This window comes from Paraburkholderia youngii, assembly GCF_013366925.1.
GTDB lineage: Bacteria > Pseudomonadota > Gammaproteobacteria > Burkholderiales > Burkholderiaceae > Paraburkholderia > Paraburkholderia youngii.
The window spans coordinates 5,155,247-5,173,119 of the sequence record NZ_JAALDK010000001.1 but is presented as its reverse complement, the minus strand read 5'-3'; the positions used below and the strand labels follow the sequence as shown (position 1 = coordinate 5,173,119).

The 17,873-nt window shown below is 65.7% G+C and carries 15 protein-coding genes; 10 read left to right on the top strand and 5 right to left on the bottom strand.

Annotated elements, in window-relative coordinates:
* Positions 1-45 precede the first annotated feature (45 nt).
* The 8 genes from G5S42_RS23630 to hutG all read left to right on the top strand — a co-directional run bounded on the left by G5S42_RS23630 (position 46) and on the right by hutG (position 9,493).
* Positions 46-969, top strand: coding sequence for a LysR family transcriptional regulator (locus G5S42_RS23630; RefSeq protein WP_176108987.1), 924 nt, complete (start codon positions 46-48; stop codon positions 967-969).
* Positions 970-1,242: 273 nt separating this feature from the next.
* On the top strand, positions 1,243-2,763 hold the full coding sequence (gene hutH, locus G5S42_RS23625) for a histidine ammonia-lyase (RefSeq protein ID WP_176108986.1): 1,521 nt from the start codon (positions 1,243-1,245) through the stop codon (positions 2,761-2,763).
* 25 nt (positions 2,764-2,788) lie between these two features.
* A complete protein-coding gene (gene hutC, locus G5S42_RS23620; RefSeq protein ID WP_176108985.1) occupies positions 2,789-3,484 on the top strand; it encodes a histidine utilization transcriptional repressor HutC in 696 nt (231 codons plus the stop codon).
* Positions 3,485-3,565: 81 nt separating this feature from the next.
* Entirely contained in the window at positions 3,566-5,254 is a 1,689-nt protein-coding gene (gene hutU / locus G5S42_RS23615; protein ID WP_176108984.1) for a urocanate hydratase, read from the top strand.
* A gap of 2 nt (positions 5,255-5,256) precedes the next feature.
* Entirely contained in the window at positions 5,257-5,910 is a 654-nt protein-coding gene (locus G5S42_RS23610) for a HutD/Ves family protein (RefSeq protein ID WP_176108983.1), read from the top strand.
* An 84-nt stretch (positions 5,911-5,994) separates the two neighbouring features.
* Positions 5,995-7,224 (top strand): imidazolonepropionase, encoded by a 1,230-nt coding sequence (hutI, locus tag G5S42_RS23605; protein WP_176108982.1) that lies wholly within the window; start codon positions 5,995-5,997, stop codon positions 7,222-7,224.
* Between the two features lie 20 nt (positions 7,225-7,244).
* Positions 7,245-8,630 (top strand): formimidoylglutamate deiminase, encoded by a 1,386-nt coding sequence (locus G5S42_RS23600; protein ID WP_176108981.1) that lies wholly within the window; start codon positions 7,245-7,247, stop codon positions 8,628-8,630.
* A 50-nt stretch (positions 8,631-8,680) separates the two neighbouring features.
* Positions 8,681-9,493: an N-formylglutamate deformylase gene (gene hutG / locus G5S42_RS23595; RefSeq protein ID WP_176108980.1), complete on the top strand. Its 813-nt coding sequence runs from the start codon at positions 8,681-8,683 to the stop codon at positions 9,491-9,493.
* A 247-nt stretch (positions 9,494-9,740) separates the two neighbouring features.
* Here hutG and G5S42_RS45245 read toward each other — a convergent pair whose 3' ends face one another.
* Complete coding sequence (locus tag G5S42_RS45245; RefSeq protein WP_013089067.1) at positions 9,741-9,875, bottom strand: hypothetical protein; 135 nt, start codon at positions 9,873-9,875, stop codon at positions 9,741-9,743.
* Positions 9,876-10,216: 341 nt separating this feature from the next.
* On the opposite strand from G5S42_RS45245, the gene G5S42_RS23590 reads away from it, so the two are divergent.
* Both G5S42_RS23590 and G5S42_RS23585 read left to right on the top strand, forming a co-directional pair.
* Positions 10,217-10,879 (top strand): hypothetical protein, encoded by a 663-nt coding sequence (locus G5S42_RS23590; RefSeq protein WP_176108979.1) that lies wholly within the window; start codon positions 10,217-10,219, stop codon positions 10,877-10,879.
* An 83-nt stretch (positions 10,880-10,962) separates the two neighbouring features.
* On the top strand, positions 10,963-12,909 hold the full coding sequence (locus G5S42_RS23585) for a DUF3857 domain-containing transglutaminase family protein (protein WP_176108978.1): 1,947 nt from the start codon (positions 10,963-10,965) through the stop codon (positions 12,907-12,909).
* A gap of 58 nt (positions 12,910-12,967) precedes the next feature.
* Here the strand turns inward: G5S42_RS23585 and G5S42_RS23580 are convergent, their stop codons facing one another.
* The 4 genes from G5S42_RS23580 to glgA all read right to left on the bottom strand — a co-directional run bounded on the left by G5S42_RS23580 (position 12,968) and on the right by glgA (position 17,758).
* On the bottom strand, positions 12,968-14,119 hold the full coding sequence (locus tag G5S42_RS23580) for a branched-chain amino acid ABC transporter substrate-binding protein (protein WP_176108977.1): 1,152 nt from the start codon (positions 14,117-14,119) through the stop codon (positions 12,968-12,970).
* A 427-nt stretch (positions 14,120-14,546) separates the two neighbouring features.
* On the bottom strand, positions 14,547-15,008 hold the full coding sequence (locus tag G5S42_RS23575; protein WP_176108976.1) for a hypothetical protein: 462 nt from the start codon (positions 15,006-15,008) through the stop codon (positions 14,547-14,549).
* Between the two features lie 157 nt (positions 15,009-15,165).
* Complete coding sequence (pdxY, locus tag G5S42_RS23570) at positions 15,166-16,032, bottom strand: pyridoxal kinase PdxY (protein WP_176108975.1); 867 nt, start codon at positions 16,030-16,032, stop codon at positions 15,166-15,168.
* Between the two features lie 265 nt (positions 16,033-16,297).
* The gene (gene glgA / locus G5S42_RS23565; protein ID WP_176108974.1) at positions 16,298-17,758 is read right to left on the bottom strand and encodes a glycogen synthase GlgA; all 1,461 of its coding nucleotides are present in this window, start codon (positions 17,756-17,758) and stop codon (positions 16,298-16,300) included.
* Between the last annotated feature and the right edge of the window lie 115 nt (positions 17,759-17,873).

The following is a 17,873-nucleotide window of genomic DNA, read 5'->3' as shown; positions in this document are numbered from 1 at the left end:
CAAAAAGCGTGTTAGTCTCAAATCAATCTTGATTTCAAATCAACAATGAAAACCTCCACCGACGAATTGCTGGTGTTCGTCACCGTGATCGACAGCGGTTCGATCACGGCGGCGGCCGAGAAGCTGGGGCAGACCGTCTCCGGCGTGAGCCGCGCGCTCACGCGCCTCGAACAGAAGCTCGACACCGCGCTGGTGCGGCGTACGACGCGGCGTCTGCATCTGACCGAGGAGGGCGACGCGTTCCTGCGGCGCGCCCGCGCGATTCTCGACGCGCTCGAAGAGGCCGAGGAGTCGGTCGCGCGCGGTCGCCAACGGCCGTCGGGGCGCTTGCGCGTCGATGCGGCGTCGCCGTTCATGCTGCATTGCGTGGCGCCGCATATGACCGCGTTTTCGGCGCTGTATCCGGAGATCCGGCTCGAACTGACCAGCAACGAGCGGATCGTCGATCTGCTCGCACAGAAGGTCGACGTCGCGATTCGGATCGGCGCGCTGCAGGATTTGACGCTGCATGCGCGCGCGCTCGGCGAGAGCAGGCTGCGCGTGCTTGCGAGCCCGGCGTATCTGGCCGAGCACGGCGAGCCGAGCACGCTCGATGCGTTGCGCACGCATCGGCTGATCGGCTTTACGGCGCCTGAGCATCTGAATCGCTGGCCGTTGAGGGAAAGGGGCCGGGGAACGAAGCGCGTCAAAGGACAACGGGACGAAGCCGCGCTGCTGAAGATCGAACCGTCGATCACCGCATCGAGCGGCGAAACCTTGCGGCAACTGGCGCTGTCCGGCTGGGGCATCGCCTGTCTGGCCGACTTCATGACCGCCGCCGACGTGCGCGACAACCGCCTCGTGCCGATTCTCGACAACCTGCTCGTCGACGAACGGCAACCCGTGCATGCGGTGTACTACCAGAGCGCATCGCTCGCGGGGCGCGTGCAGTGCTTCCTCGATTTCATCGCGGCGCGGGTCAAGCTCTGATCCGCGTCGCGGCGCCTTCTCTCCTATAACTCAGATATCGGCCGAGCCGCGCCGCAAAGGTGTATATACAACTGTAGGTTAAGCCGCAGAGCCCACGCCGGCCCATGTGTCCTGCATCCGCCGCATGCCGAGGCGCGGCCAAACCTGTCGATCTTGCGCGGAATCCTGAGGCAAATAATGGAAATCCCCAGGCACGGAATCTCGAAAAAGAAGTTGTATATACAAGGCCCGCCGGCTAGACTTATTTGAACTTGTATAGACAGGACAACAACCATGATTCTGAAGCCCGGCTACCTGACCCTCCCGCAACTGCGCCAGATCGCACGCGAGCAGGTCACCCTGCAACTCGATCCCGCGAGCCACGCCGCCATCGACGCGTGTGCGCAGGCCGTCGCCGACATCACCGCCAAGGGCGAGCCGGCTTATGGCATCAACACGGGCTTTGGCCGCCTCGCCAGCACCCACATCCCGCGCGATCAGCTCGAATTGCTGCAACGCAATCTGGTGCTGTCGCACGCCGTCGGCGTCGGCGAGCCGATGTCGCGCCCGGTCGTGCGTCTGCTGATGGCGCTGAAGCTCTCGAGCCTCGGCCGCGGCCACTCGGGCATCCGCCGTGAAGTGATGGAAGCGCTGATCGCGCTGTTCAACGCCGACGTGCTGCCGGTGATCCCGGTCAAGGGTTCGGTCGGCGCATCGGGCGACCTCGCGCCGCTCGCGCATATGTCGGCGATCCTGCTCGGCGTCGGCGAAGTGTTCGCGAAGGGCGAGCGCATGCCGGCCACCGAAGGCCTCGCGCTCGTCGGCCTGAAGCCGCTCACGCTGCAGGCGAAGGAAGGTCTCGCGCTGCTGAACGGCACCCAGGCGTCGGCCGCGCTCGCGCTCTACAACATGTTCGCGATCGAAGACCTGTTCCGCACGGCGCTCGTCGCCGGCGCGCTGTCGGTCGATGCGGCGATGGGCTCGGTCAAGCCGTTCGATGCGCGCATCCACGAACTGCGCGGCCATCAAGGCCAGATCGACGCGGCGGCCGCATATCGCTCGCTGCTGCAAGGCTCGGCGATCAACGTGTCGCACGCCGATTGCGACAAGGTGCAGGACCCGTACAGCCTGCGCTGCCAGCCGCAGGTGATGGGCGCGTGTCTCGACCAGATGCGTCAGGCCGCCGAAACGCTGCTGAGGGAAGCGAACGCGGTTTCCGACAATCCGCTGATTTTCCCGGACACCGGCGAAGTGCTGTCGGGCGGCAACTTCCACGCCGAGCCGGTCGCGTTCGCGGCGGACAACCTCGCGCTCGCCGCGGCGGAAATCGGCGCGCTCGCCGAGCGCCGCATCGCGCTCCTTATCGACGCGACGCTGTCGGGCCTGCCGCCGTTCCTCGTCAAGGATGGCGGCGTGAACTCCGGCTTCATGATCGCGCACGTGACGGCCGCTGCGCTCGCGTCGGAGAACAAGACGCTCGCGCATCCGGCCTCCGTCGATTCGCTGCCGACGTCGGCGAACCAGGAAGACCATGTGTCGATGGCGACGTTCGCCGCACGCAAGCTCGGCGATATCGCCGATAACACCGCGAACATCCTGTCGATCGAATTGCTCGCCGCCGCCCAGGGCGTCGATCTGCGCGCGCCGCACAAGACGAGCCCGAGCTTGCAGAAGGTGATGGACCTCGTGCGCAAGGACGTCGCGCACTACGAGCTCGATCACTACTTCGCACCGGATATCGCGGCGGTCACGAAGCTCGTGCAGGCCGGCGCGGTCGCGAAGCTGAGCCCGTTCTCGTTCGTGTCGGAACAATGAGTCGTCGAGAGCGCGGATCACGACAATGAACGCACCCGCTTATCAGGGCATCAAGGACTTCATCCTCGCGCGCATTCATGCGGGCGAGTGGGCCGAAGGCGACCAGGTGCCCTCCGAAAACGAGCTTGCGCGCGAGTTCAGCGTCGCGCGCATGACGGTCAACCGTGCCTTGCGCGAGCTGACCTCGGAGCAGGTGCTCACACGCGTGCAAGGCTCGGGTACTTTCGTCGCGCGCCCCAAGTACGAGTCGACGCTGGTGGCGATCCGCAGCATCTCCGATGAAATCGTTGCGCGCGGTCATCGCTATCAGGCGAAGGTGCTGAACATCGGCGCCAGCATCGCCGATGCGGCGCTCGCCGAAGAGATGCAGGTGAGCGCGGGCAGCCCCGTGTTTCATTCGCGTCTGCTGCATTTCGAAAACGACGAGCCGGTGCAGTTGGAGGAACGCTGGGTCAATCCGGCCGTCGCGCCCGAATACGGGCTGCAGGACTTCACGAACACCACGCCAAACCAGTACCTCGTGCGAGTCGCGCCGCTGCAGCGCGTCGAGTACCGCATCGAGGCGCTTGCCGCCGACGACATCACGCGCGAGCTGTTGAACATGAGTGAACGCGAGCCGTGTCTGGTGCTGCACCGGCGTACGTGGTCGCAAGGCGAGGTCGCCTCGATCGCGAATCTGTGGCATCCGGGCACCCGTTACCGCTTCACTGGGCATTTCTGAATTCGCTTTTTCGCGCTTTTTCGCGCCTTCTCGTTTCCGCCGAATCTTTATCGAACATCGTCACGCATTCCGAGGGACACCATGAACAATCCGAAACACATCGATCCGCGTCTTGATCCGACTCGCACGATCCGCGCACCGCGCGGCGCGGAAAAGACCTGCAAGACCTGGATCGCGGAAGCCGCGTACCGGATGATCCAGAACAATCTGGACCCAGAGGTCGCCGAGCACCCGCACGCGCTCGTCGTGTACGGCGGCATCGGCCGCGCCGCGCGCAACTGGGATTGCTTCGACCAGATCCTCGCGTCGCTGAAGAACCTGAACGAAGACGAAACGCTGCTGATTCAATCGGGCAAGCCGGTCGGCGTGTTTCGCACGCATGCGGACGCGCCGCGCGTGCTGCTCGCGAATTCGAATCTGGTGCCGCATTGGGCGACCTGGGAACACTTCCACGAACTCGACCGCAAGGGCCTGATGATGTACGGCCAGATGACCGCGGGCAGCTGGATCTATATCGGCAGCCAGGGCATCGTGCAGGGCACCTACGAAACTTTCTTCGCGGTCGCGAACCAGCACTTCGACGGGAAGCCTGCGGGCCGCTGGATTCTGACCGGCGGTCTCGGCGGCATGGGCGGCGCGCAGCCGCTCGCGGCGACGATGGCGGGCTTCTCGATGATCGCGGTCGAATGCGACGAGACGCGCATCGACTTCCGTCTGAAGACGCGCTACGTCGACAGGAAAGCGAAGACGCTCGATGAAGCGCTCGCGATGCTCGACGAAGCGAAGAAGGCCAGCAAGCCGATTTCGGTCGGCCTGCTCGGCAACGCGGCCGACGTGTTCGCCGAGTGCGTCGCGCGCGGCATCACGCCGGATTGCGTGACCGACCAGACCAGCGCGCACGATCCGATCCACGGCTACCTGCCGCAGGGCTGGACGGTGGAAGACTGGCGCGAGCGTCAGAAGACCGCGCCGGACAGCATCGTCACGCCGGCCAAACAGTCGATGGCGAGGCAAGTGCAGGCGATGCTGACGCTGCAGGAACGCGGCGCGGCCACGCTCGACTACGGCAACAACATCCGTCAGATGGCGCTCGAAATGGGCGTGGAAAACGCGTTCGATTTCCCCGGCTTCGTGCCGGCGTATATCCGCCCGCTGTTCTGCGAAGGCAAGGGCCCGTTCCGCTGGGTCGCGCTGTCGGGAGACCCGGAGGACATCTACAAGACCGATGCGAAGGTCAAGGAGCTGATCCCCGACGATCCGCATCTGCACAACTGGCTCGACATGGCGCGCGAGCGCATCGCGTTCCAGGGTCTGCCGGCGCGGATCTGCTGGGTCGGCGTGAAGGATCGTTATCGTCTCGGCCAGGCGTTCAACGAAATGGTCAAGAACGGCGAGCTGAAGGCGCCGATCGTGATCGGCCGCGATCATCTCGACACGGGCTCGGTCGCGAGCCCGAACCGCGAAACCGAATCGATGAAGGACGGCTCGGACGCGGTCAGCGACTGGCCGTTGCTGAACGCGCTGCTCAATACCGCGGGCGGTGCGTCGTGGGTGTCGCTGCATCACGGCGGCGGCGTCGGCATGGGCTTCTCGCAGCACTCGGGCGTCGTGATCGTCGCGGACGGCACCGAAGCCGCGCACCAGCGCCTCGGCCGTGTGCTGCTGAACGATCCGGCCACCGGCGTGATGCGTCACGCGGATGCCGGCTATGAACTCGCGCAGCAGACCGCACGCGAGGCGGGTCTCAATCTGCCGATGCTGGGACGCTGATCGTGACCCAGGCCCACCACGCGGGCGACAGGGCAAGCGTCACGCTGATTCGCGGCGCCGAGCTCGTGGCGGCGCCGTGGAAAAACGGCGGCGGCGTTACGCGCGAGGTCGCGGCGTTTCCGTCGCCGGTCGGCGGGCAGGCTGCGGGCGCCGACTTCGTGTGGCGTGTGAGCGTCGCCGATGTCGCGCAGGCCGGGCCGTTCTCGCGCTTCGACGGCGTCGACCGGACGCTCGTGCTGCTGTCTGGCGCGGGCATGCTGCTCGATGAGCTGGGCGACGCGGGCGTCATGTCGACGCATGTGCTGCGGCAGCCGCTCGACGTCGCGCGCTTTAGCGGCGAAACGCGCATCGACGCGCGTCTCGTCGCTGGCGCGACGCGCGACTTCAACCTGATGGTGCGGCGCGACGTGGCGCAGGGCGAACTGGACGTGTGGCGTGTCGGCGCGAAGCAGGACGCGCCGCGCGTGCTCGACGGCGACGTGGCGCTGCTGTTTTGCGCGGGCGGCGCGGTCACGGTCGCGCTGGCGGCGGACCACGCGCAAGCGGTGCGGCTCGACACCGGCGATACGCTGCGCGTCGACGGGCCGAACGCGCTCGCTTGCGCGCTAACGGGGGACGGCGCGGTGCTCGCGATCACGATTCGCTACACGCGATGACGATTCAATCATGATCGGGCATTGCATGCGCTCCATCACGGCCAACCCATCCACAGACACGCAACGAGCGGCAAAGAGCACGCGATGAAGCAAACCGTCTGGCATCACCTTAATTTGTGCCCGCAGGGCGATCCTCGCCACACGCTCGCCGATGCCGCGATCGCCGTCGAAGACGGCCGCATCGCGTGGCTCGGCGGGTTCGCCGAGTTACCCGCGCAATACGCCGGATGGTCGCGCGAAGACCTGCGCGGCGCGTGGGTGACGCCGGGCCTGATCGATTGTCATACGCACCTCGTGTATGGCGGCCAGCGCGCCGACGAATTCGCGCAACGCCTCGCGGGCGTCAGCTACGAAGAAATCGCGCGACAGGGCGGCGGGATCGTGTCGACGGTGCGCGCGACGCGCGCGGCGGATGAAGCGTCGCTGTTCACGCAGGCGGCGGCGCGGCTCGAACCGCTGCTCGCCCAAGGCGTGACGGCGATCGAAATCAAATCGGGCTACGGTCTCGATCTCGCGGGCGAGCGCAAGATGCTGCGCGTCGCGAGACAACTCGGCGAGCGCTATCCGGTCACGGTCTATACGACGTTTCTCGGCGCGCACGCGCTGCCGCCCGAATTCGCGGGCCGCGCCGACGCGTATATCGACGAAGTCTGCGGCACGATGCTGCCCGCGCTAGCGGACGAAGGCCTCGTCGATGCGGTCGACGTGTTCTGCGAGCGCATCGGCTTTTCGCTGGAGCAAAGCGAGCGCGTGTTCAACGCGGCCGCGCGCTACAAGCTGCCGGTCAAGATGCACGCCGAGCAGTTGTCGAACGGCGGCGGCGCCGCGCTCGCGGCGCGGCACGGCGCGCTGTCGGCGGACCACCTGGAGTTTCTCGACGAAGCCGGCGTGGCCGCGATGAAGGAAGCGGGCACCGTCGCGGTGCTGCTGCCGGGCGCGTACTACTTCATCCGCGAGACGCAGTTGCCGCCGCTCGAACTGCTGCGGCGCTACGAGGTGCCGATCGCGATCTCGACCGACAGCAACCCGGGCACGTCGCCGGCAACTTCGTTGCTGCTGATGATGAACATGGCGAGCACGCTGTTTCGCATGACCGTGCCCGAGGTGCTGCAAGGCGTGACCACGCATGCGGCGCGCGCGCTCGGCAACAGCGATCGGCACGGCGCGCTGCAGGTGGGTCGCGCGGCCGACTTCGCGGTGTGGTCGGTCGATTCGCTGGCCGAACTCGCTTACTGGATTGGCCGGCCGTTGTGCGCGCGCGTCGTGCGCGCGGGCGAAACCGTTTATACGCGGCGCGGGTCGAGTGTGACCTGAACCGAACCAGAACCTGAGAGATGACGCAATCCAATCAATCGCTGTTCGCCGCCGACGCGTATCTGCCCGAGGGCTGGCGCCGCAACGTGCTGCTCGAATGGGACGCGCGCGGCACGCTGAGCGCCGTCACGCCGGATCGACCCGAACCGCCGGCCGGTGTGCCGAAAGCGGCTGGCCCGCTGATGCCTGGCATGCCCAACCTTCACTCGCACGCGTTTCAGCGCGCGATGGCGGGGCTCACCGAATATCGCGCCAACGCGACCGATAACTTCTGGTCGTGGCGCGACCTGATGTATCGCTTCGCCGCGCGCATCACGCCGGAAGGCCTCGCGAGCGTCGCGCAGTGGCTCTACATCGAAATGCTGAAGGCGGGCTATACGTCGGTGTGCGAGTTCCACTACGTGCATCACGCGCAGGACGGCCAGCGCTACGCGAATCAGGCCGAGCTTGCTCAGCGCGTGGTCGATGCGGCGGCGGCGAGCGGCATCGGCATCACGATGCTGCCGGTGCTGTATCAGTACAGCGGCTTCGGCGCGCGCGCGCCGCGCGAGGATCAACGGCGCTTCATCAATACGCCGGAGAGCCTGCTCGATCTGCTCGGCACGCTGCGCGCCGCGCGCCCCGAACATGCGGCACTGCGTTACGGTGTGGCGCCGCATTCGCTGCGCGCGGTATCGGAAGCATCGTTGCGCGCGCTGCTTGGCGGCATCGATGCGAGCGCGCCCGTGCATATCCATGTCGCCGAGCAAACCGCCGAGGTGGACGCGTGCATCGAAACCGAAGGCGCGCGGCCGGTGCAATGGCTGCTCGATCGTTTCGAGGTGGATAGCCGCTGGTGTCTGGTGCACGCGACCCATGTCGATCCGCATGAAACGCTCGCGCTCGCGAGAAGCGGCGCGGTCGCGGGTCTGTGTCTGACCACCGAGGCCAATCTCGGCGACGGCATTTTCCCCGCGCACGACTATCTGGACGCGCACGGCCGCATCGGCGTCGGCTCGGATAGCCATATCGGCGTCGACTGGCGCGCCGAATTGCGTCTGCTCGAATACGGCCAGCGTCTGACGCGCCGGCAGCGCAACGTGCTGGCGTCGGCGCAGGCTCCGCATGTCGCGGACCGCCTGTATGCGGCCGCGCTCGACGGCGGCGCGCGCGCGACCGGCCGCGCGGTCGGCGCGTTGCAGCCCGGCCATCGCGCGGACTGGCTCGTGCTCGACGCCGCTCATTCGAGCATCGCCGAGCACGAGCGAGAAGCGTGGCTGTCGGGCGTTGTATTCTGCGAGCACGGCGATACGCCGATCCGCGACGTCTATGCGGGTGGCATCAAGGTCGTCGACGATCGCCGGCATCGCGACGAAGAGCGCGCATATGCGCGCTATCGCGCGGCGCTCGCGGAACTGCTCAAATAACGGCGATGAGCGCCGAACCGATTCTCCGATCCCACTGATTCCGGACTGACATGACTGCTTCGAACCTCACGCCGGTTTTCTCGCTGCATCAGGGAACCCTGCCGCTGCTGATCTCGATCCCGCATCTGGGCACGCAAATCCCCGCCGACATCGCCGCGACGATGACCCCGGTCGCGCAACGCACCGACGATTGCGACTGGCATCTCGATCGCCTGTACGCATTCGCGAAGGTTCTCGGCGCGTCGTTCCTGACGCCGACCTACGCGCGCTACGTGATCGACCTGAACCGTCCGCCCGACGGCGCGAACCTGTACCCGGGGCAGGACACCACGGGTCTCTTGCCGGTCGATACGTTCGACAAGGAGCCGCTCTATCGCGACGGCCATCTGCCCGACGACGCCGAAGTCGCGCGCCGGCGCGATGCGTACTGGAAGCCGTATCACGACGCGCTCACCGGCGAGATCGCGGCGCTGAAGGCGAAGCACGGCAAGGTGCTGCTGTGGGAAGCGCATTCGATCCGCTCGCGCGTGCCGCGATTTTTCGACGGACGTCTGCCGGACTTCAACTTCGGCACGTCGAACGGTGCGAGCGCGGCGCCGGGACTAGGCGACGAACTGGCCGCGCTGGTCGAGCGCCATGGCGGCTATACGGCGGTCGCGAATGGCCGCTTCAAGGGCGGCTATATCACGCGCCAATATGGTCAGCCCGAGCAGGGCGTGCATGCGGTGCAACTCGAACTGTCGCAGATCACGTACATGGAAGAGCGCTTGCCTTATGCATACGATGAAGACCTCGCCACGAAGGTCGCGCCGTTGCTCGAAGCGCTGGTGACGACGGCTCTCGCTCGCGTGAAAGCAGCCTGACGCAAAGGTGACCTGACGGGTGCCGTGAGGACGGCGTCGGCGTGCATCGGTTAGCGGATCGCGAAGGTGTAACAGCATGTGTCCGTGATTGCATATCGGCGCGATCATATGGAATGGTTTGGGCGTCGAGCGCGCAAAGCGTATCGTGCGCCGGCTGTTTCACGACGCGGCGCGCCATGAAAAAAAGCCCCGCGAAAGCGGGGCTTTTTAATGTGCACCGCGTCCTTTGGACACGGTTTCACCGCCATTAGTGGCAGCGCTTTTCCCAATGATGATGAACCTTCACCTTATGGCACTCGTGGTGATGTTCATAAGCTTGAGCGGGAGCGATCGCGCTCAGGGTGGCGACGGCTGCGGCGATGGCGAGAACGATTTTCTTCATTACAAAACCCTTAAGTCAATGTTGTGGAGCGACCCATGCAGCACGACCCGTGCCGCATCGGCGTGTAAGCATGCCACATCGAGCGCCCGCGAATAGGAACGGTGCGCAAACACGTGTGTCAATGCAACAGGCGATGTGTTGTAAGCCCTGTTTTAGCGCGCTTTGCGCTGAATTGGCCGGTGCGTACCATGTGATGCGTGTACCTTCGGCATCTGGGCCCCCCGCACGCAAGGCGGCATAGCGGCATTGCACCCGACACCGCGAGACGACTACCCTTTCAAAACGATGACATGCGCGATGCGGTCATCGATTCATCAGGCGAAAAGATGGAAGACCCAGCGATGGAAGATTCCGACGAATTGCTGCTGCCAGTCTGGCGCGCGAACCTGGTGTTGCTGACCAGCGAGGTTGGCGCCGCGACCCGGCTCGCGCGCATGATGACGTTTTCCGCGAGCTATCTGAAGCTGATGCTGTCCGGCCAACGCGAATTCAGCGAGGAATTCGTGCGCGGCGTCGAGGCGGTCACTGGTTTGCCGGGCGGCTGGATGAACGTGCCGCACAGCGGTCACGAGATTCCGCCGAATGCGCGCGAGGCGATCGACAACGAGCAGCCGCTCGCGCGCTTTCGCGGCACCGCGCATCCGGTGCGCAAGAAGACGGTGCTGCGGCCCGAGCCGATTTTCGGGCAACCGGGGCCCGCGCGTCGCGTCGAGGAAGAAACGCTCGATGTCGAAGCGCACCGCCGCCATGTGCATTTTCGCAAGGTACGCGATGTCGCGACGCAGGAAGTGCGGCGCTTCGAGCGGCATCTGCTGCATGCGCCGGTCGAACTCGCGTCGATGCGTGCGAAGGTCGAGGACGTGATGGCCGCGGCCGAGCTCGACGATCGCATTCAGGCCGATCTCGAGGGCCGGCTCGAACAGATCGACAAGCACCGGCACATGCTGCTGCGGCACGTGGAAAAACTGCAGGCGCTGCTGAGCCAGCTCGACGACGGCGAGTGATCGCGACTGACGGCGGCCCCGGTCCGAAACGCGCGGGCCGGCGATGTGCTACAACGACGACACGAATCTTGCCGAGGTGGATCTTGGGGAACATCGTCGTCAGGTTGGCGCACGCGTCGCTCGCGCGAAGCGTGCGCGCCGCGGCGCTGCTTGCGGCGCTAACTGCCGCGAGCGGCATCGCCTTCCCCCTTCGCGCGACCGCCGCCGAAATCGCTACCTCCTCCAACGAACGCACCCCTGCGACGATCGAGCGTGACGTCCATTTGTTCGTGATCCAGAAAGACGGCTCCATCGAGGAACACGACGACACGGTGATGCGCGCGGACACGGCCAGCGGTGTCGACGCGATCGCGCAACGCTACGTGTGGTTCAACAAGGACATCGAGCAGGTGCAACTGCTGGCCGCCGAAACGATCGATCCCGACGGCACCGCGCATGCCGTCGGTCCCGAGGCGATCCGCGACGTGCAGGAGCCGCGTTCGTCCGGTGCGCCGAGCTTCGAAGACGGAGTGTTGCGCACCGTGATCTTCCCCGGCGTCACGAGCGGCTCGCGCGTGCATCTGGCGTTTCGCAAGACCCGCGCGAAGCCGCTGCAGGCGGGCACTTTCGGTTATCTGGTCGAGCCGTCGCTCGAACCCGTCGACGAGCAGCGTCTGATCTTCGATCTGCCCGCCGACGTGCCGCTCTACGCGGACGCGCGCGGCTACGTCGCGGTGCCGCCCGTCACCGCGAACGGCCGCACCCGCTACGAGTTCGACTATCGGCACGGCCCCTATCCGCGCATGGAAGCGGGCGCGGTCGGCTACGCGAACTGGGGCGACCGGCTGATGGTGTCGACGGTAGCCGACTTCGCGAGCTTCGCCGCGCGCTATCGCGGTCCCGCCGATAACGACGCGACCCGCGACGATCCGGCGATCGTCAGTCTTGCGCAGCAACTGACGGCCGGCCTCAGCGATCCGCGCGACAAAGCCCGCGTGTTATACGACTGGATGCGTCTGAATATCCGCTACGTCGCGCTTTTCCTCGGCGAGACGGCGGCGATTCCGCACAAGGCGGCCGATATCCTGCGCAACCGCTATGGCGACTGCAAGGACCACGTTGCGCTATACGGTGCGTTGCTCGCGGCGGTCGGCATCCGCAGCGAGCCGGTGCTGCTGAATCTCGGCCCGTACTACACGTTGCCCGAGGTGCCGGGCTACGGCGCGAGCGCGATCAATCACGCGATCATCTGGATTCCCGAGTTGGCGCAATTCGCGGACACGACGGCGGGCGGCACCGCGTTCGGCTATCTGCCTGGCGGCGTGATGGACCGGCCGGTGCTGCTCGTCGACGCCGGCGTGCTCGCGCGCACGCCCGCCACTCAACGGCATGAACGCAACGCGCGCGTGCAGATCGACATCGATGAAAACGGCACCGCGCATTACGCGTACCGCGTCGAAGACCGGGGCTATCCCGCGGAGATCGAACGCAACACGTTCCGACGCGCGACGCGCGAGGGCGCGCAGCAGATTGCCGCGAGCCGTCTGCTGAAAACGGGCTTGCATGGCACCGCGCAGTTGCAGACCGACGACGTCGCCGTGACCGGCGGACCGTTCGCGACGTCGATGCAGGGCAGCGTGCCGCATCTGATCTGGCCAGACGGCACAACCGCCGTGCCGGCGCTGACGAGTCTCGCCGGCGGCATGAACTCACAGGTCGAGGCGTGGCTCGCGGAACCCGTCAGAACGCAGCCGTGGGCATGCATCGGCGGGGAGTTCGATGAAACGCTGGAAATGAGTTTGCCGCGCTTCGTGCGCGTGACGGACCTGCCGACCGACAGCACGGTCGAGGACCCGCTGCTCTCATTTGCGTCGCGCTACGTGTTCGATCCGGCGACGCGCACGTTGCAGGTCAACCGGCATCTGCGCGCCGCGTTCGGCCACCAGATGTGTACGGCTAACGAGTTCGCGGCGATTCGCGACGACCTCGTGCGCATCGAGCGCGATCTGGATGCCGAGGTGGTCGTCAGGGCGGCGGCCGCGAGGCAGTAGCGAGCGCCGCGCCGGCCGTAAGCCGGGCAGCGCCGCTACGATTCACTGGACGGCGAGCTCAGGTGCCGCTCTTCGTCACCACCGGCACCCATGCGCCGTTCTTCACCTGATACAGCGTCGAGGCGCCGCTCTTCAACGCGCCGGTGTTGTCGAACGAGATCTTGCCGGTCACGCCGTCGTAGTCGATCGACTTGAGCACCGGGCGGTACACGTTCGGCGAGTCGGATTTGGCCTGCTGCATCGCCTTGATCGCGACCCATGCGCCGTCATAGCCGAACGGCGCATACGACAGCACATCCGCGCCGAAGCGCTTCTTGAACTTCGCGTTGAAGTCCTTGCCACCCGGCAGTTGCGCGAGCGGGCGGCCGTATTCCCAGGCCATCGCGCCGTCGGACGCATCGCCCGCGAGCTTGATGAAGTCTTCGTCCATCACGCCGCCGCCGCCGACCAGTTGCGCGTTCAGGCCGAGCTGCTTCATGCGCCGCGCGAAGCCCGCGGCCTGGCTGTCGAGGCCGGCGAAGAACACGAGGTCCGCATTGGCGCCCTTGAACTTGGTGATCTGCGTGCTGAAGTCGACCGCGTGGTTGTCGGTGTAGTCGCGCGCGACGATCGTGCCGCCGTGCGCCTTCACGGCCTTCTCGAACTCGTCGGCTTCGCCCTGGCCGAACGCGGTGCGATCGTCGATGATCGCGACGCGCTTGGCCTTCGTTACCTCGACCGCATAAATTCCTGCGTTGCCGGCGTTCTGCGCATCGGTCGAAATCACCATGAAGGTGTTCGCGAAGCCGCGGCCCGTGATGATCGGATTCGTCGCGGCGGGATCGAGCACCGGAATGCCGGCCTGCTCGTAGACCTGCGAGGCCGGGATCGTCGTGCCCGAGTTGAAGTGGCCGACCACCACCGCGACGCCCGAGTCGACCAGCTTCTGCGCGGCCTGCACGCCGACGCGGGGGTCGGCCTGGTCGTCCTGCGAGACGATCTCGAAGTGCGCGACCTTGTCGCCGATCTTGATCTTCTGCGCGTTGGCCTCGTCGATCGCGAGCCGCACACCGTTTTCCAGATCCTTGCCGTAGCCGGCATTGGCGCCCGTCAGCGGCGCGGCAAAACCGATCTTGACCGGCAGGTCGTCGGCGAAACTGGCAGCAGGCGCGACAGCAAACATCGCACCCACGAGCATGGCCAGCGGTTTCAGCGTGTTGCGAAGACTCATGGTCTCTCCTTGCATCGACGGTTGTTATGAAAGCGGTGCGACAAAAGCGGTACGACACGTGAGGCCGAGGGAAGCCCTCGCGCATCGCAAGGCTACGAAGGATCGGTCGCCGCTCACAATGCTGGAATACACGCAGTGGCGTTGCGCTTCGCAGCGTGTTCGCGGGTCAATCTGGGGCGAATATAGAAAGCCAAATTGCCGTCGTCTTGGCAATTCGTGGCGTTTTGGATGAGCATTTCGGCATAGCGGGGCGTGTGCGCATCACGTCCACAAGGAGCGTGCGTGAGGCATCCCGGCTGGCTTGCCGCGAGAAGTTCCGCTGCGGCTGCGGATTACGGCATACGCTTAAGAAACCGGCGCGAGCGCGCCGGCCGGTGTTGCGGTGTTGCGGAGTTAGCGTGGGGGCGGAGAGATTCGAGCCTTTCGCCTAGCGCTCGCCTTGCTGACGCAGCAATTCTTCACGCAGACGCAGAAGCGGCGCCTTCGTGTCTTCGTCGGCCCACGTGTCGAGATCGTCGATTGCGCGCTGGCAGCCGTCGAGCACCACGTCCAGATCGACCGGCACGCCGTTGTTCAGTGCGAATTCGATCGTTTCGGCGAATTGCTGGCACTCGTCCTCGCCGTACGAGATGTCGAGATTGTCGGCGATGATTTCGGCGATGTTGCTGCGTGCCTTGTCGTCGGCCGTCACCATCTCGACGATGCCGCGCGCGACGGCAGGCGAGTAGTAGAGCGCGATATCGAGCCATTGCGCGGGATCGAAGTCGGGCTGGTCGAACTGGTTCTCGAAGTACTCGATCGCTTCCTGTTCGTGCGCTTCGTCCGCGTCGACGCTGATGCACAACTGCTCAAAAAATTCTTCCCGCTCGCTGCGGATATGACCGTCCATCGAATGCCTCGTCTGCTGAATGCCGAATGCTGAAAAATCCCATGGAATGCGGGCGCAAGCGCCGTTCCACGCGGCACGCATTATAGGACGGCTGCTGGCGCGACGCTGGTGGCGGCGCCCAGCAACGGGTGACTCGCGTCAGTGACCTGAGCTCGACCTAAGCCGTCTCCGCAACCCATGCATCGAACCACTCGCGCGGCTGGGCGATTTCATTTTGCATCGCCACGAGTTCGAGTTCATAGCGCCCGGCCTGCCAGGTCGCCTTGACCACCGCGTTGACCGCGGCGAGCGTGTGCTCGAAGGCCGAGCGGATCGAATCGCCGAGCAGCGTGCGCGCGACGAAGACCGCGCTCGTCAGATCGCCGACGCCGACCGGCTGGCGCGCGAACGGATAGAGCGGGCGCTGTCCCATCCACGCTTCGCGTTCGGTGACGACGAGCATGTTGAAGCGGTCGGCGGGACTGTTGCGATCGAGCAGATGCTTGACGAGCACGAGCTTCGGCCCGCGCGCGAGCACCTCGCGGCACGCGGTGACGGCTTCCTCGAGCGTCTCGATCTCGCGGCCGACGAGGCGCTGCAATTCGATGTGATTCGGCGCGATCCCGTCGGCGACCTGCGGCATTTCGTTGACGAGGAATTCCTGGATGCCGGGATCGACCTTGTAGCCGCCCATGGCGCCCATCACCGGATCGCAAAAGTACCAGGCGCGGGGATTGGCCGCCTTCACGGCCTTGACGATGTCGATCACCGCCTGCGCCTGTTCCGTCGTGCCGAGATAGCCGGAGAGCACCGCGTCGCAGCGCGGCAGCATGCCGATCGCGCCGATGCTGTCGACGAGATCTTCCATCTTCGATGCGTCGATCGCGCTGCCGCTCCAGTGCCCGTATTGCGTGTGATTCGATAGCTGCACCGTATTGAGCGGCCACACGTTGACGCCGAGCCGGCACATCGGAAACACGGCCGCGCTGTTGCCGGCGTGACCGAACACGACATGGGACTGGATGCTCAGAACGTTTTTCGTCATGGTAAGGCTCGCGCAACCGGTCATGCGCGATCAACAAAGCGGGAAGGGAGTCTCGCACGGGTGGGCCGATGGCCCCGGCGCCGCGCGGCAGACATGCTTGATACAGATGGTGCAGGAAAAACGCACAAACTGCATAGCCGGCAAGTCAGCAAACGATACAGGAGTTTGACAGCCGCGAGTTGATCCGTCCCCGTGCTGTTGCGCCGAACCATCAAACGCGCCTGAACATTAACGAAATCTGACAGTTTCCCGCGTGGCCGATGCTTCAGACGAGTTCGCGATACAAAGCCAGATAGCGGTCGGCCGAGGCGCCCCAGCCGAAGTCCTGGCGCATTGCGCGCCGCTGCGCGGCTTTCCATTCGGTGCGGCGTCCGTACAGCGCAAATGCACGGCGGATCGCTGCGGCGAGTCCGGCCGGATCGAAGCGGTCGAACACGAAGCCGGTGGCGAGATCGTCGGCGAGGTTTTCGAGCGATGCGTCGGCGACCGTATCGGCGAGACCGCCGACGCTGTGCACGAGCGGCAGCGACCCGTAGGCGAGCGCATAGAGTTGCGTGAGCCCGCACGGCTCGAAGCGTGACGGCACCGCGACCACGTCGCTGCCGGCGATGATCGTATGCGCGAGCGCTTCATCGAAACCGAGTTCGACCGCGACCGATTCCGGATGCGCCTGCGCGACCATCCTCAGGCCATTCTCGAGCGCCGGATCGCCGGTGCCGAATACGACCAGTTGGCCTCCGCGCTTGACGATCTCGGGCACCGCGCCGAGCAGCAGATCGAGGCCTTTCTGTTCGGTCAGCCGGCTCACCACGCCGAACAGCAGCGCGTCGCTTCGTTGCGCGAGGCCGAAGCGCTTTTGCAGCGCTTCCTTGCAGGCGAGCTTGCCGGCCAGCCGCGACGAGCTGAAGCGCGTCGCGAGCAGCGTATCGCTGGCGGGATTCCACACCGTGTAGTCGACGCCGTTCAGAATCCCGCTCAGATCGTGCGCGCGATGGCGCAGCAGCGCATCGAGTCCGCCGCCGTGCGCGAGCGTCTGGATTTCGCGCGCATAGTTAGGGCTGACGGTCGTGATGCGGTCGGCGTAATAGAGCCCCGCCTTCAGGAACGACAGCTGTCCGTAGAATTCGACGCCGTGCATGTTGAAGAAATCGTGCGGCAGGCCGAGCAGGCCGAACTGATGCGCGGGAAAGATCCCCTGGTACGCGAGGTTGTGGATCGTGAACACGCTGTGCGCCGGCGCGCGGCCGCGCTCGCGTTCGGCGGCTTTCAGGTAGGCAGGCGCGAGCCCAGCGTGCCAATCGTGCGCGTGGACGATCTGCGGCGACCACGTCGGGTCCATCTGCTGCGCGAGTTGCGCGGCGACCCAGCCGAGCAGCGCGAAACGCTGCGCGTTGTCGCCGTACGGCACGTGTTCGTCGTTCAGATACGGGTTGCCCGGGCGGTCGTAGAGCGACGCGGCCCGGATCACGTAGACCGCGAGCCCGTTGGTGGGCAGCGTGCCGCGTTCGAGCGTCACGTTCGGCGCGCCGAAGCGGTTGCCCAGTTGCGCGACCGGTTGAAGATCGTGCAAGCCGGCGAGTACCGCCGGAAAGCCGGGCAGCAGCACGCGCACGTCGGCGCCGCGCTCGATCAGCGCGGACGGCAGCGCGCCCGCGACGTCGGCGAGACCGCCCGTTTTGAGAAGGGGATACAGCTCGCTTGCGACGTGCAGGGCGCGAATCGTCATAGGCCGGGTCTCTGTCGGGTTGGCAGGGTTGCTCGGGTTGGTAAAAGGTCAGCGGTGTTGCGGGTGAAGCCGGATGAAGCGAGGAAAGGCATGGCCGGCGGCGCCGTGGCCGCCG

Bases quoted from the DNA above. Each gene is read 5' to 3' on its own strand.
- G5S42_RS23630 (WP_176108987.1), top strand. From the start codon at position 46: ATGAAAACCTCCACCGACGAATTGCTGGTGTTCGTCACCGTGATCGAC.
- hutH (WP_176108986.1), top strand. From the start codon at position 1,243: ATGATTCTGAAGCCCGGCTACCTGACCCTCCCGCAACTGCGCCAGATC.
- hutC (WP_176108985.1), top strand. From the start codon at position 2,789: ATGAACGCACCCGCTTATCAGGGCATCAAGGACTTCATCCTCGCGCGC.
- hutU (WP_176108984.1), top strand. From the start codon at position 3,566: ATGAACAATCCGAAACACATCGATCCGCGTCTTGATCCGACTCGCACG.
- hutI (WP_176108982.1), top strand. From the start codon at position 5,995: ATGAAGCAAACCGTCTGGCATCACCTTAATTTGTGCCCGCAGGGCGAT.
- G5S42_RS23600 (WP_176108981.1), top strand. From the start codon at position 7,245: ATGACGCAATCCAATCAATCGCTGTTCGCCGCCGACGCGTATCTGCCC.
- hutG (WP_176108980.1), top strand. From the start codon at position 8,681: ATGACTGCTTCGAACCTCACGCCGGTTTTCTCGCTGCATCAGGGAACC.
- G5S42_RS45245 (WP_013089067.1), bottom strand. From the start codon at position 9,875: ATGAAGAAAATCGTTCTCGCCATCGCCGCAGCCGTCGCCACCCTGAGC.
- G5S42_RS23590 (WP_176108979.1), top strand. From the start codon at position 10,217: ATGGAAGATTCCGACGAATTGCTGCTGCCAGTCTGGCGCGCGAACCTG.
- G5S42_RS23580 (WP_176108977.1), bottom strand. From the start codon at position 14,119: ATGAGTCTTCGCAACACGCTGAAACCGCTGGCCATGCTCGTGGGTGCG.
- G5S42_RS23575 (WP_176108976.1), bottom strand. From the start codon at position 15,008: ATGGACGGTCATATCCGCAGCGAGCGGGAAGAATTTTTTGAGCAGTTG.
- pdxY (WP_176108975.1), bottom strand. From the start codon at position 16,032: ATGACGAAAAACGTTCTGAGCATCCAGTCCCATGTCGTGTTCGGTCAC.
- glgA (WP_176108974.1), bottom strand. From the start codon at position 17,758: ATGACGATTCGCGCCCTGCACGTCGCAAGCGAGCTGTATCCCCTTCTC.